Here is a 13,765-nt window from a genome sequence, read left to right as displayed (position 1 = left end):
GCGCTCGGCCAAAAAAGTGACCCGCCCAGGAGGGCGGAACCAGGCGGTTCAACAGCCGACAGCATGTCATTAACCGCGACAGGCCAGCGCCTAAACAGCCGGCAGCATGTCACAAACAGCGAAAGCGGCGGCTCCACGGCAACCTCACCCACACCAAGCCAACACCATATTACTAAGCTCAACCACAAACGAAGGCCGCAAATACCCCACGAACCCAAGCACCAGCAGCCCGCCCAGCACCGCCAGCCCGGCCGCCTTCGCCACGCGCGCGCGAGTCTCAGCCATCACGCCGCCGCCGCCTGACCACGCACCAGCGCCTGCTCGCGAATCGGCAGATTGACCAGCGCCGCCAGCACCCCCAGCCCGATCGAGATCAGCCACACGGTGTTGTAGCCACCGGTGCGGTCATAGAGATAGCCCCCCAGCCACGCCCCCAGGAAGCTGCCGATCTGGTGCGAGAAGAACACCACCCCCGACAGCATCGACAGGTACTTCACCCCGAACACCTGCGCGATGATGCCGTTGGTCAGCGGCACCGTCGACAGCCACAGGAAGCCCATCAGCGCCGCGAACACCCAGGTGCTGGCCACCGTCAGGGGCAACAGCAAGTAGCCGGCGATCACGACCGCGCGCGCCAGGTAGATGAACGCGAGCAGGTAGCGCTTGGGCAGCCGCTGGCCCATCGCGCCGGCGGTATAGGTGCCGAACACATTGAACAGCCCGATCAGCGCCAGCGCCACGACCGCCACCTTCGGGTCGGTCAGGCCCTGGTCCTTCAGGTACGGCGCCAGGTGCACGCCGATAAAGACCACCTGGAAGCCGCACACGAAGTAACCCAGCGTCAGCAACTGGTAGTTGCGGTTGCCGAAGGCCTCGCGGATCGCCTGGCCGATGGTCTGGTGCTGGCCGGCGCCGTGCGCCATCTCGCTCGGCTCGCGCAGGGTCAGCGCCAGCGGCAGCATCACGCAGGCCATCAGCGCCATCACATAGAGCGCGTTCTGCCAGCCCAGGCCGGAAATCAGCCCCTGTTCCACCGGGATCATCAGGAACTGCCCGAACGAGCCCGCCGCGGCGGCGATGCCCATCGCCCACACGCGCTTCTCGGGGCTGGCCACGCGGCCGATCACGCCGTAGACGATGCTGTAGGTGGTGCCGGACTGGGCGATGCCGATCATCACCCCGGCGCCGGTGGCAAAGGCCGTGCCGCTGGTCGCCAGCGCCATCACCACCAGGCCCGCCACATACAGCGCCACGCCGACCAGCATGATGCGCAGCGCGCCGAACTTGTCGGCCAGTGCGCCGGCGAAGGGCTGGCTGGCGCCCCACATCAGGTTCTGCAGCGCCAGCGCGAAGGCGAAGGTCTCGCGGTTCCAGCCGTGCGCCTGCGTGATCGGCAGGTTGAACAGGCCGAAGCCGTGGCGGATGCCCATCGATAACGTGACGAGCAGGCCCCCGCACACCAGCACGGTGGTCAGGGAAAGTTGTCGGTTTTGCATGTCTTGGCTCGGTGTGCGGCTGGCCGCGCGGTGGCGCGGCGCCGGCATGGATTGTCTGTGCTTGTTGTGGACCGTGCCGGGACGGCAATCTGGCTTGCCGTGGGCCGGGTGGTGGCGAGTTTACCCCGGACGCGGAAAACGCGTACGCCACCCCATTGATGCCGGCGGCGCGGCAAAAAGTGCCGGCGCCGCGGCAAAGGCGGCGCGCACGCTGGCGGCAGCCGCCGGCGCTTTCCAGCGGGAATGCCGCCCCGCGCATCCATTACAATGCAGTGCCCGGTGCCCCGGCGCGTGCACAGTTGTACGCCCGCGGCAGCCGGGACATCCACTTTCGTAGCGACTCCATGGCGAGCAAAACCAGTCAGTACAGCGAATCTTCCATCCGGGTCCTGAAGGGCCTGGAGCCGGTCAAGCAGCGCCCCGGCATGTACACCCGGACCGACAACCCCCTGCATATCGTGCAGGAGGTGATCGACAACGCCTCCGACGAGGCCCTGGGCGGCCACGGCTCCGAAATCCTGGTGACCCTGCACCGCGACGGCAGCGTCAGCGTGGAGGACGACGGCCGCGGCATCCCGGTGGGCATCCACCCGGAAGAAGGCGTGCCGGTGGTCGAGATCGTCTTTACCCGGCTGCATGCCGGCGGCAAGTTCGACAAGGGCAAGGGCGGCGCCTATGCCTTCTCCGGCGGCCTGCACGGCGTGGGCGTGTCGGTGACCAACGCGCTGTCGACGCGGCTGGACGTGACCGTCTGGCGCGACGGCATGAACTCGACGCTGACCTTCTCCGGCGGCGACGTGACCTCGCCGCTGGCCTCGCGCAAGCTCGAGCGCGGCGAGAAGAAGAACGGCACGCGCGTGCAGGTGTGGCCCGACGCCAAGTATTTCGATTCGGCGGCGATCCCGCAGGCAGAGCTGCAGCGGCTGCTGCGCAGCAAGGCCGTGCTGCTGCCGGGGGTCAAGGTCACGCTGGTGCTCGAGAAGAGCGGCGAAACCCAGACCTGGCAGTACGACCAGGGCCTGAAGGGCTACCTGGTCGAGGCGCTGGCGCAAGGCAGTGGCTCGGAGCTGGTGATACCGATGTTCGAGGGCGAGCATTTCGCCGACCCCGACGCCAATCCCGGCGAGGAAGGCTTTGCCGATGGCGAAGGCGCCTCGTGGGTGGTGGCCTGGACCGAGGACGGCGCGCCGGTGCGCGAGTCCTACGTCAACCTGATTCCCACGCCGGCCGGCGGCACGCATGAATCCGGCCTGCGCGAAGGCCTGTTCCAGGCGGTCAAGAGCTTTATCGAGATGCATGCGCTGCAGCCCAAGGGCGTCAAGCTGATGAGCGAAGACGTGTTCGCGCGCGCTTCGTTCGTGCTCTCGGCCAAGGTGCTCGACCCGCAGTTCCAGGGCCAGATCAAGGAGCGCCTGAACAGCCGCGATGCGGTGCGGCTGGTTTCCACTTTCAGCCGCCCGGCGCTGGAGCTGTGGCTGAACCACCATGTCGAATACGGCAAGAAGCTGGCCGAGCTGGTGATCCGCCAGGCGCAGGCGCGCACGCGCGCGGCGCAGAAGGTCGAGAAGAAGAAGGGCTCCGGCGTGGCCGTGCTGCCCGGCAAGCTGACCGACTGCGAGTCCACCGACGTGACCCGCAACGAGCTGTTCCTGGTGGAGGGCGATTCCGCCGGCGGCTCGGCCAAGATGGGCCGCGACAAGGAATTCCAGGCCATCCTGCCGCTGCGCGGCAAGGTGCTCAACACCTGGGAGACCGAGCGCGACCGCCTCTTTGCCAACAACGAGGTGCACGACATCGCCGTGGCGATCGGCGTGGATCCGCACGGCGCCAACGACGAGCCCGACCTGTCCAACCTGCGCTACGGCAAGATCAGCATCCTGTCGGACGCGGACGTGGACGGCGCGCATATCCAGGTGCTGCTGCTGACGCTGTTCTTCCGTCACTTCCCCAAGCTGATCGAGGCCGGCAACGTCTATGTGGCGCGCCCGCCGCTGTTCCGCGTCGATGCCCCCGCGCGTGGCAAGAAGCCGGCGCAGAAGCTGTATGCGCTGGACGAAGGCGAACTGGTCGCCATCCAGGACAAGCTGGTCAAGGACGGCGTCAAGGACGGCAGCTGGCAGATCTCGCGCTTCAAGGGCCTGGGCGAGATGAGCGCCGAGCAGCTGTGGGAAACCACCATGAACCCCGACACGCGCCGCCTGCTGCCCGTGACGCTGGGCGAATACGACCTGCCGCAGACCGTCGAGATGATGAACATGCTCATGGGCAAGGGCGAGGCCGCGCAGCGCCGCAGCTGGCTGGAAGAGAAGGGCAACGAGGTCGAGGCCGATATCTGATTGGGGAGCACCGGCCGGCGATTGGGTAGATAATCGCCCAGTTCACCTGCTCGTCGTCCCCGCGAAGGCGGGGACCCAGCGGCTTTTAAGACGCTGGATTCCCGCTTTCGCGGGAATGACGGGAGATTCGGCAGGTGCCCAACTGAATTTGCTGGAACGCACGATGACGAAGAGACCTCCCGGCAATCCATGGCGCAACGCGGTAGCCGCCGTGCTGGCGCTGGCCGGGCTCGCCTTCGTGCCGGCGGCGCATGCCGAGCTGTGGGGCTATATCGATGCCGACGGTGTTGCCCACTTCGCCGACCAGAAGCTCGACGCGCGCTACAAGCTGTTCATGAAGGACGGCGGCAAGCTCGACAGCGCGCGGCTGGCGGCGATCCAGCGGGGCAAGGCGCCCGTCGGCGCGGACGGCGCGGATGACATCGACCTCGAGCAGCACAAGCTCTACCGCTACGTCGTCAACCATCCCAACATCAAGACCGTCGAGCCACTGATCCACCAGATCGCCAGCAGGCAGGACGTCGATCCGGCGCTGGTCAAGGCGGTGATGGCGGTGGAGTCGGGCTTCAACCCCGGCGCGGTCTCGCCCAAGGGCGCGATCGGGCTGATGCAGGTGATTCCCGACACCGGCGCGCGCTTCGGCGTCAGCGCCGACCAGCGCCGCACGGTCGAGCAGAAGCTGGCCGACCCGCGCACCAATATCACCGCCGGCGTGCGCTACCTGCGCTGGCTGATGCAGCTGTTCCCGAACAACCTGGAGCTGGTGCTGGCGGCGTATAACGCCGGCGAGGGCGCGGTGCAGCGCTACAACAACCGGATTCCGCCGTACCGCGAGACGCAGCAGTATGTCAGCACCGTGCTGCAGTTTTACCGGTTCTACCAGCCCGCGCAAGGCGCGGGGCCCATGCGCGCCAGTGCCGGTGCCGACGGCCCGCGCGTGAAGATGGTGCTCGGCGGACGGCGCAACATGCCCTGACCGGCATGACCGAACCACAAGCAACCCGGCGCGCTGCTGCAACATGGCGCGCCGAATTCTTGCCTATCCATGGAACAACAAGACATCACGTTTCAACCTGAAGAGCCGGCCGATTCGCTGACGCTGGCCCGCTACGCCGAGCGCGCCTACCTCGATTACGCCGTCAGCGTGGTCAAGGGCCGCGCGCTGCCGGAAGTGGCCGACGGCCAGAAGCCGGTGCAGCGCCGCATCCTGTTCGCGATGCACGAGATGGGCCTGCGCGCCGATGCCAAGCCGGTCAAGTCCGCGCGCGTGGTCGGCGACGTGCTGGGCAAGTTCCACCCGCACGGCGACCAGTCCGCCTATGACGCGCTGGTGCGCCTGGCGCAGGACTTCTCGCTGCGCTACCCGCTGATCGACGGCCAGGGCAACTTCGGCTCGCGCGACGGTGACGGCGCGGCGGCGATGCGCTACACCGAGGCGCGCCTGACGCCGATCTCGCGGCTGCTGCTCGACGAGATCGACCAGGGCACGGTCGACTTCATCCCCAACTACGACGGCTCGATGCAGGAGCCGAAGCTGCTGCCGGCACGGCTGCCGTTCGTGCTGCTCAATGGCGCCTCGGGTATCGCGGTGGGCATGGCCACCGAGATCCCGCCGCACAACCTGCGCGAAGTCGCCGCGGCCACCGTGGCGATGATCCGCAACCCGAATATCTCGCTGGCCGAGGTGCTGGCGCTGATGCCGGGGCCGGACTATCCCGGCGGCGGCCAGATCATCTCGCCGGCGGCGGACATCGCCCAGATCTACGAGAACGGCCGCGGCAGCCTGAAGGTGCGCGCGCGCTGGACCATCGAGGAACTGGCGCGCGGCCAGTGGCAGATGGTGGTGAACGAACTGCCGCCGAATACGTCCGCGCAGAAGGTGCTGGAAGAGATCGAGGAAATCACCAATCCCAAGATCAAGGCCGGCAAGAAGGCGCTGACGCCCGATCAGCAGCAGCTCAAGGCCACCGTGCTGGCGGTGCTGGATGCGGTGCGCGACGAGTCCGGCAAGGACGCGCCGGTGCGGCTGGTGTTCGAGCCCAAGAGCAAGAACATCGACCAGCAGGAGTTCATCCAGGCGCTGCTGGCGCATACCAGCCTGGAGTCGGGCGCGCCGATCAACCTGGTGATGATCGGCACGGATGGCCGCCCGCGCCAGAAGGGCCTGCGCGAGATCCTGCGCGAGTGGATCGCGTTCCGCTTCGACACGGTCACGCGCCGCACGCGCCATCGCCTGGGCAAGGTCGAGGACCGCATCCACATCCTCGAAGGCCGGATGCTGGTGCTGCTCAATATCGACGAGGTGATCCGCATCATCCGCGAGAGCGACGAGCCCAAGCCGGCGCTGATCGAAGCCTTCGAGCTGACCGACCGCCAGGCCGAGGACATCCTGGAAATCCGCCTGCGCCAGCTGGCGCGGCTGGAAGCGATCAAGATCGAGAAGGAACTGAAGGAACTGCGCGAAGAGCAGGCCGACCTGGACGTACTGCTCAAGTCCGAGACCATGATGCGCCGCCGCATCATCAAGGAGATCGAGACCGACGCGAAGCAGTACAGCCCGGAAGACAAGGACCCGCGCCGTACGCTGATCCAGGAAGAGCGCCGCGCCGCCGCCGAAGTGCGCGTGATCGACGAGCCGGTGACGGTGATCATGTCGCAGAAGGGCTGGGTGCGCACGCGCCAGGGCCATGGCCACGATCCGCAGCAGTTCACCTTCAAGGCCGGCGATGCGCTCTACAACACCTTTGACTGCCGCACGGTCGACGTGCTGCTGGTATTCGGCACCAATGGCCGGGTCTATTCCGTGCCGGTCTCCAGCCTGCCGGGCGGGCGCGGCGACGGGGTGCCCATCACCACGCTGATCGAGCTGCAGTCCGGCAGCCAGGTGGCGCACACCTTTGCCGGCAGCCCCACCCAGCGCGTGCTGATTGCCACGGCTGGCGGCAACGGCTTCCAGACCACGGTGGGCGACATGACCGGCCGGCAGAAGGGCGGCAAGTCGTTCCTGACGCTGGACGACGGCGATGCCCCGCTGCCGCCGGCGCCGATCGGCGACGAGGCCACGCATGCGGCCTGCCTGTCGGGCAACGGCCGCTTGCTGCTGGTAGCGCTGGACGAGGTGAAGGTGCTGTCGGCCGGTGGCCGCGGCGTGATCCTGATGGAGCTGGAGCCCAAAGAGAAGCTGCTGCAGGCGGTGGCCGTGGGTGCGCCGGGGCTGATGCTGTCGGGCGCGGGCCGTGGCGGCAAGCCTTCGTCGCAGAAGCTGGCCGGGCAGTCGCTGCTGCCGTATGTCGGCAAGCGCGCGCGCAAGGGCAAGCAGATCGAGGCCAGGCTGAAGGAGCCGAGGATCGATCCGGTGCGGGTGGAGGCGCCGGGCGGTAATTGAGTTTCGCCGGAGCGAGGGTTTGCTCCCCTCTCCCGCAAGCGGGAGAGGGAGCCCTCCATCCAGCGGGCCAGATTATCAATCCACCCCCACAAACCCCCCCGTCTGATGCGCCCACAACCGCGCATACAGCCCCCCATGCGCAAGCAATTCCGCGTGCGTGCCGCTCTCCACGATATGCCCGTTGTCCAGCAACACCAGCCGGTCCATGCGCGCGATCGTCGACAGCCGGTGCGCGATGGCGATCACCGTCTTGCCTTGCATCAGCGTTTCCAGGCTGTCCTGGATCGCCGCTTCCACTTCCGAATCCAGCGCCGAGGTGGCTTCGTCCAGGATCAGGATCGGCGCGTTCTTCAGCAGCACCCGCGCGATAGCGATGCGCTGGCGCTGCCCACCTGACAGCTTCACGCCGCGCTCGCCTACCTGCGCCTCCAGCCCGGTATTGCCGTGGGCATCGACCAGGCCGGGAATGAACTCGTCGGCGCGGGCGCGGTGCAGCGCTTCGGCCAGCTCGGCCTCGGTGCTGGAGGGTTTGCCATACAGCAGGTTCTCGCGGATCGAGCGGTGCAGCAGCGAGGTGTCCTGCGTCACCATGCCGATCTGCGCGCGCAGGCTTTCCTGCGTGACCTCGGCGATGTCCTGCCCGTCGATCAGGATGCGGCCGCTTTCCACGTCATAGAGCCGCAGCAGCAGGTTGACCAGCGTCGACTTGCCGGCGCCGGAGGGGCCGACCAGCCCGATCTTCTCGCCCGGCCGCACGGTCAGGTTGACGCCTTCGATCACGCCCGAGCCCTTGCCGTAGTGGAACCTCACCTGCTCGAAGCGGACTTCGCCCTGCGTGACGCGCAGCGGCTGCGCATTGGCGCGGTCGGTGACCTTGCGCGGCACGGCGATGGTCTTCATGCCGTCCTGCACCTGACCGACGTTCTCGAAGATGCCGTTGACCACCCACATGATCCAGCCGGACATATTGTTGATGCGGATCACCAGCCCGGTGGTCAGCGCGATCGCGCCCGTGGTGACATGCCCGGTGCTCCATAGCCACACCGCCAGCCCGGTGGTGCCGGCGATCAGCGCGCCGTTCATCGCGGTGATGGTGACGTCCATGCCGCTGACCATGCGCCCGGCCTGCCGCGTCTTGTCGGTCTGCTCGGCCATGGCGTCGCGCGCGTAGTCTTCTTCCTGGCGGGTATGGGCGAACAGCTTGAGCGTGGTGATATTGGTATAGCCGTCGACGATGCGCCCCATCAGCCGCGAGCGCGATTCGGTGGCGACGACCGAGCGCTCCTTCACGCGCGGCACGAAGTACAGCAGCGCGGCCACGTAGCAGGCGATCCACAGCAGCAGCGGGAGCGCCAGCCGCCAGTCGGCCTGCGCGAACAGCACCAGCGAACTGACCGCGTAGATCACCACGTGCCACAGCGCGTCGACCGCCTGCACGGCGGAGTCGCGCAGCGAGAAGCCGGTCTGCATGATGCGCTGGGCAATGCGCCCGGCAAAGTCGTTCTGGAAGAACGACAGGCTCTGCTTGAGCACGTAGCGGTGGTTCTGCCAGCGGATCAGGTTGGACAGGCTGGGGTTGATGACCTGGTGCACCAGCACGTCGTGCAGGCCGAAGAAGACGGGCCGCAGCAGCACCGCCACCACCAGCATCCAGATCAGTTCATTGCGATGCCGGCTGAAGAATTCCGCGCCGGGCGTGGTCTGCGCCATGTCGACCAGCCGGCCGAGGAAGCTGAACAGCGCCACCTCGATCAGCGCCCCGACCAGGCCCACCAGCAACAGCAGCACGAACACGCCCCAGACTTCGCGCAGGTACCAGGTGTAGAAACGCAAGACCTGGCCCGGCGGCTCGCGGTCGGGCATGTGGCGGAAGGGGTCGATCAGTCTTTCCAGGCGACGCAACATGGCAGGTTCCCCGTTGTGTGCCACGGCACGCCCAATCATCCTTGTGGGATCCCGGGGGGCGCTTGCGGCGGATCAGACGCAACATGATACGCGCGTTGCCCAATGGAAAAGCCCCGCCAGGGGCGGGGCCTTGTCTGAAACGCCATGCCGAAACGGCTGCAGCAGCAGGGCAATCAGGGATGGTGGATCACCATATGCGTGAACGGCGGCACGTAGGCCTGCAGCGTCACGAACAGGCCCACCAGGATCGCCAGCACGACCGAGTGGAAGAACACGTAGCGCAGGATGTCGCCCTCGTGGCCGTACCACTTGGTCGCCGTGGAGGCCACCACGATGGACTGCGCGTCGATCATCTTGCCCATCACGCCGCCCGAGCTGTTGGCTGACGCCATCAGCACCGGCGACAGGCCCAGCTGTTCGGCGGTGGTCTTCTGCAGGCCGCCGAACAGCACGTTCGAGGCCGTGTCCGAGCCGGTCAGCGCCACGCCCAGCCAGCCCAGCATGGTGCCGAACAGCGGGTAGAACACGCCGGTGTGGGCGAAAGCCAGGCCCAGCGTGGCATCGAGGCCCGAGTAGCGGGTCAGGTAGCCGACGCCGAACATCGCGCAGATGGTCAGCAGCGAGTAGCGCACCAGCTTGATGGTTTCCCAGTACTCCTTGAACAGGCGCGGCACCGAGTAGCCCATCAGCAGGCCGCCGGCGATGGCCGAGACAAGGATGCCGGTGCCGGCCATCGACAGCACGTTGAAGTTGAACACGGCGCCTTCGATGACTTCCCTGGGCACCACTGGCGGTACCTTGACGATGGCCTTGTCGAGACCCGGGATCGGGAATTTCCAGGCCCACAGGCTATCCATCAGCTTCTTGAACTCGGGAATGCCCCAGACGAACACGAACACCGTCAGGATCACCCAGGGCATCCAGGCCTTGGCCACCGAGATGCCGGCCGCGGCGGCGCTGGCGCGTGCATCGGCTTCCAACGCTTCGGGGTGGTCGACCTTGGAGTCGTCGTGGCGGCCGAGGATCCTGGTCGAGGTCCAGATTTCCTTCGGATGCCAGACCTTCAGGAACAGCGTCAGCGCGCCCATCGACACCAGCGCCGCGATCACGTCCACCAGCCACGGGCCGTGGAAGTTCGACACCAGGAACTGCGGGATGGCGAAGCTCACGCCCGCCACCAGGATCGCCGGCCAGATCGCCAGCATGCCGCGGAAGCCGGCAAAGGCCCAGATCAGCCAGAACGGCACGATCACCGAGAAGAACGGCAGCTGGCGGCCGATCATGGCCGACAGGTCGAGCAGGTCCAGCCCCGTCACCGAGGCCAGGCCGATGATCGGCGCGCCCAGCGCGCCGTAGGCCACCGGCGCGGTATTGGCGATCAGCGCCAGCCCCGAGGCGGCCAGCGGCGAGAAGCCCAGCCCGATCAGGATGGCGCCGGTCACGGCCACCGGCGTGCCGAAGCCGGCCGCGCCCTCGAAGAACGCGCCGAAGCTGAACGCCACCAGCAGGAGCTGCAGGCGGCGGTCCTCGGTGATGCCGGAGATCGAGTTCTGCAGCACCTTGAACGACCCGTTCAGCGTGGTGAGCCGGTGCAGGAAGATGATGTTCAGCACGATCCAGCCGATCGGGAACAGCCCGGACACGATGCCGAGTCCCGCGGCCTTGCCGGCCATTGCCGCAGGCATGCCGAACACCGTGGATGCGACCACGATGCCGATCAGCAGCGCCAGCCCGGCGGCCAGGTGTGCCTGCATATGAAAGAACGCCAGCGCTGCCAGCAGCACGGCGACCGGAATGCCCGCGGCAATGGTCGACAGCGCCATATTGCCCAGCGGGTCATAGACTTGACTCCACACGATCGAAATCCTCCTCAGGTTGGCTCGGGCGCCCGGGCGGTCTGCGTGCCCTGGGCAATCCGCATGCGCTTTGCACCGGCGTGCGGTGTCCGCCGCGCGCGGGAAAGAACCAGCGATTGTAGGAACGGGTTCCGTGTTCGCTGCCGTACATTGCGTCATGCCAGGCATGAGCCACATTCAGGGATCAGGGTTTCCCTGGGCATTGCAGCGCACTTGGGGCGTACCCGGCACACCGGCCAGCGTACTCTAAAGGGCGCTTGTTGCAAAAGTCTGCCAGCCTGCGCGTTGCCAGAATGACTGGCCGGGCAGCCATGGCGGAGGGCAGGCGGACAGGGGCGCCGCGAAGCAGGCAGGTAAAGCCGGAGAAGGAAAAACTGCCGCTCAGCGCAGCGGCAGTTCCAGGATGCCGCCGGCGGCGGGGCGGGCGCGCATTGCCGACAGCCACCGCTCCAGGTTCGGCCGCGGCTGGTGCTGGCGCGGCAGGCCCATCCAGCGGTGCGCGGCGCAGGCCAGCGAGATATCAGCCATGGTGAAGCGGTCGCCGCCGATGAACTCGCGGCCCGCCAGCGCCTTGTCGAGCAAGTCGGCCAGCGGCTCGGTGCGCACGCACGAGGCCTGGATCGCGGCCTCGTCGCGCTCGTCCGCGGATTTGCGCACCAGGTTTAGGAATGCCGTCACCATCGCCGGGCTGAAGGCCGTGGTCTGCCAGTCCATCCAGCGGTCGGCCGAGGCGCGCGCCTTGACGTCTTCGGGCCACAGCGTGCCCTCGCCATAGCGCGCGCACAGGTAGCGCACGATCGCATTCGATTCCCACAGCACGAAGGGCTCGCCGCCCACGTCCGTGCCGCGGAAGTCCTCAATTACCGGGATCTGGCGGTTCGGGTTCAGGCGGACGTAGGCCTCGGTGTCGAGGTCGCCCTTGTTGACGCCGATATCGACGCGCTCATGGTCCAGGTGCAGCTCGCGCGCGCACCAGACCACCTTCTGCACGTTGATGGAGGAGAGTCGGCCCCAGATACGCAGCATGTCGGCTCCTGGAATACGCGTGCCCGGTCGGCGTCAGGCCGCGCGCGCTTGCCTGGCGGCAGCGGCGGCGATGGACTCGCGGAACAGCTCGCCCAGGATCGCCACGCCCTGCTCGATGCGCTCGGGCGGCACCGTGACGAACGCCAGGCGCAGCGCATTGCGCTTCGGGTTGCTGGCGTAGAACGGCGCGCCCGGCACATAGGCCACGTTGCGCTTCACCGCCTCTTCGAGGATAGCCATGCTGTCCAGGCCCTCGGGCAGCTCCATCCAGATGAACATGCCGCCTTCGGGCGTGTTCCAGGTCACGCCTTCGGGCATGTGGCGCTTGAGCGCGTCCAGCATGGTCTGGCACTGCTTGCTGTAGAGCTCGCGGATGGTCGGGATATGGCGGTCGAGCAGGCCATCGCGCACGGTCTCGTAGGCCACGCGCTGCGTGAAGGTGGGCGTGTGCAGGTCCGATGCCTGCTTGGCCTGGCACAGCTTGAAGTGCAGCTCGGGCGGGGCGATCACGTAGCCCAGGCGCATGCCGGGGGCCAGGATCTTGGAGAACGAGCCCATGTAGATCACGCCGTCCGGGTTCATCGACAGCAGCGTCGGCAGCTGGTCGCCGGTGTAGCTGAGCGCGCCGTACGGATCGTCTTCCACCACCAGCACGCCCAGTTCCTGCGCGCGTGCCACCAGTGCCTGGCGGCGCTCCAGCGGCAGGCGGCGGCCGGTCGGGTTCTGGAAGTTGGGCAGGGCGTACAGGAAGCGCGCGCCGGCGGTCAGCTCGGGCGTCAGCGCCTCGGGCACCAGGCCCTTGTCGTCGGTCGGGATCGAGACGAACTCGGGTTCGAACAGCGAGAACGCTTGCAGCGCGCCGAGGTAGCTGGGGGTTTCCACCATCACCTTGCTGCCCGGGTCGATCATCACCTTGGCGATCAGGTCCAGCGCCTGCTGCGAACCGGTGACGATCAGCACGCGCTCGACGTCCACGCCGTGGCGCCTGGCGACGAATTCACGCAGCGGCAGGTAGCCTTCGGTCGCGGCGTATTGCAATGCCGCCTGCGGGTTGTCGGCAAATACGCGGGCCGTCGCTGCCTCCATGGCCGCTACCGGGAACGATGCCGGCGAGGGCAGGCCGCCGGCGAAGGAAATGACTTCCGGACGCTCGGTGACCTTGAGGATTTCGCGGATGGCCGAGCTGGTCAGTTGCTGCGCCCGGCGGGAAATGGCCCATTTCATGATGTGTCTCTTGTGGTCTGGGAAGGGTGTTTCTGTGTGGCAAGGCCGGCCGGTCGCGGTCGCCCGGCCGGCGGAAATTACTGCACTTCGACGATCATCTCGATCTCGACGCAGGCGCCCAGCGGGATCTGCGCCACGCCGAAGGCGCTGCGCGCGTGCTTGCCCTGGTCGCCGAAGACTTCGGCCAGGAATTCCGACGCGCCGTTGGTCACCAGGTGCTGCTCGGTGAATTCCGGGGTGGAGTTGACCAGGCTCATCACCTTGACGATGCGGGTGACGCGGTTCAGGTCGCCCACGTGCGCGTGCAGCGTGGCCAGCAGGTCGATGGCGATGGCGCGCGCGGCGGCCTTGCCGGATTCGGTGTCGATGTCCTGGCCCAGCTTGCCGGTCCATACCTTGCCGTCCTTGCGGGCGATATGGCCCGACAGGAATACGGTGTTGCCGGTCTGCGCGGCCATCACATAGGCGGCGGCAGGGGCATTGGCGGTCGGAAGTTCGACGCCGAGGCGGGCAAGGGTGTCGTAGACGGACATGCGT

9 protein-coding genes are annotated in these 13,765 nt (G+C 67.2%); 3 read left to right on the top strand and 6 right to left on the bottom strand.

The annotated features are described in order from the left end of the window. Positions 1-284: 284 nt before the first annotated feature. On the bottom strand, positions 285-1,496 hold the full coding sequence (locus JTE92_RS24835; protein ID WP_063242060.1) for an MFS transporter: 1,212 nt from the start codon (positions 1,494-1,496) through the stop codon (positions 285-287). A gap of 344 nt (positions 1,497-1,840) precedes the next feature. Here JTE92_RS24835 and JTE92_RS24830 point away from each other — a divergent pair, with 344 nt between their 5' ends. The 3 genes from JTE92_RS24830 (at position 1,841) to parC (ending at position 7,217) form a co-directional block, all read left to right on the top strand. Further along, positions 1,841-3,832, top strand: coding sequence for a DNA topoisomerase IV subunit B (locus JTE92_RS24830; RefSeq protein ID WP_063242037.1), 1,992 nt, complete (start codon positions 1,841-1,843; stop codon positions 3,830-3,832). Positions 3,833-3,995: 163 nt separating this feature from the next. Continuing rightward, positions 3,996-4,808 carry a lytic transglycosylase domain-containing protein gene (locus JTE92_RS24825; protein WP_063242038.1) on the top strand — a complete coding sequence of 271 codons (813 nt, stop codon included), beginning with the start codon at positions 3,996-3,998 and terminating at the stop codon, positions 4,806-4,808. Between the two features lie 69 nt (positions 4,809-4,877). Continuing rightward, positions 4,878-7,217, top strand: a complete 2,340-nt coding sequence (gene parC, locus JTE92_RS24820; protein ID WP_063242039.1) for a DNA topoisomerase IV subunit A — start codon at positions 4,878-4,880, stop codon at positions 7,215-7,217. Between the two features lie 75 nt (positions 7,218-7,292). Here the strand turns inward: parC and JTE92_RS24815 are convergent, their stop codons facing one another. The 5 genes from JTE92_RS24815 to JTE92_RS24795 form a co-directional block, all read right to left on the bottom strand. Then, complete coding sequence (locus tag JTE92_RS24815) at positions 7,293-9,122, bottom strand: ABC transporter ATP-binding protein (protein WP_063242040.1); 1,830 nt, start codon at positions 9,120-9,122, stop codon at positions 7,293-7,295. A 173-nt stretch (positions 9,123-9,295) separates the two neighbouring features. After that, positions 9,296-10,978 carry an L-lactate permease gene (locus JTE92_RS24810; protein WP_063242041.1) on the bottom strand — a complete coding sequence of 561 codons (1,683 nt, stop codon included), beginning with the start codon at positions 10,976-10,978 and terminating at the stop codon, positions 9,296-9,298. Positions 10,979-11,359: 381 nt separating this feature from the next. Further along, positions 11,360-12,004: a glutathione S-transferase family protein gene (locus tag JTE92_RS24805; protein ID WP_063242042.1), complete on the bottom strand. Its 645-nt coding sequence runs from the start codon at positions 12,002-12,004 to the stop codon at positions 11,360-11,362. A 33-nt stretch (positions 12,005-12,037) separates the two neighbouring features. After that, entirely contained in the window at positions 12,038-13,228 is a 1,191-nt protein-coding gene (locus JTE92_RS24800; protein ID WP_063242043.1) for an aminotransferase-like domain-containing protein, read from the bottom strand. Between the two features lie 77 nt (positions 13,229-13,305). After that, positions 13,306-13,761, bottom strand: coding sequence for a RidA family protein (locus JTE92_RS24795; RefSeq protein ID WP_063242044.1), 456 nt, complete (start codon positions 13,759-13,761; stop codon positions 13,306-13,308). Positions 13,762-13,765: the final 4 nt, after the last annotated feature.

The sequence above is a fragment of the Cupriavidus oxalaticus genome, from assembly GCF_016894385.1.
Taxonomy (GTDB): domain Bacteria; phylum Pseudomonadota; class Gammaproteobacteria; order Burkholderiales; family Burkholderiaceae; genus Cupriavidus; species Cupriavidus oxalaticus.
The sequence above is the reverse complement of the archived record's forward strand: the minus strand, read 5'-3'. Positions and strand labels throughout refer to the sequence as shown.

Bases quoted from the DNA above. Each gene is read 5' to 3' on its own strand.
- JTE92_RS24835 (WP_063242060.1), bottom strand. From the start codon at position 1,496: ATGCAAAACCGACAACTTTCCCTGACCACCGTGCTGGTGTGCGGGGGC.
- JTE92_RS24830 (WP_063242037.1), top strand. From the start codon at position 1,841: ATGGCGAGCAAAACCAGTCAGTACAGCGAATCTTCCATCCGGGTCCTG.
- JTE92_RS24825 (WP_063242038.1), top strand. From the start codon at position 3,996: ATGACGAAGAGACCTCCCGGCAATCCATGGCGCAACGCGGTAGCCGCC.
- parC (WP_063242039.1), top strand. From the start codon at position 4,878: ATGGAACAACAAGACATCACGTTTCAACCTGAAGAGCCGGCCGATTCG.
- JTE92_RS24815 (WP_063242040.1), bottom strand. From the start codon at position 9,122: ATGTTGCGTCGCCTGGAAAGACTGATCGACCCCTTCCGCCACATGCCC.
- JTE92_RS24805 (WP_063242042.1), bottom strand. From the start codon at position 12,004: ATGCTGCGTATCTGGGGCCGACTCTCCTCCATCAACGTGCAGAAGGTG.
- JTE92_RS24800 (WP_063242043.1), bottom strand. From the start codon at position 13,228: ATGAAATGGGCCATTTCCCGCCGGGCGCAGCAACTGACCAGCTCGGCC.
- JTE92_RS24795 (WP_063242044.1), bottom strand. From the start codon at position 13,761: ATGTCCGTCTACGACACCCTTGCCCGCCTCGGCGTCGAACTTCCGACC.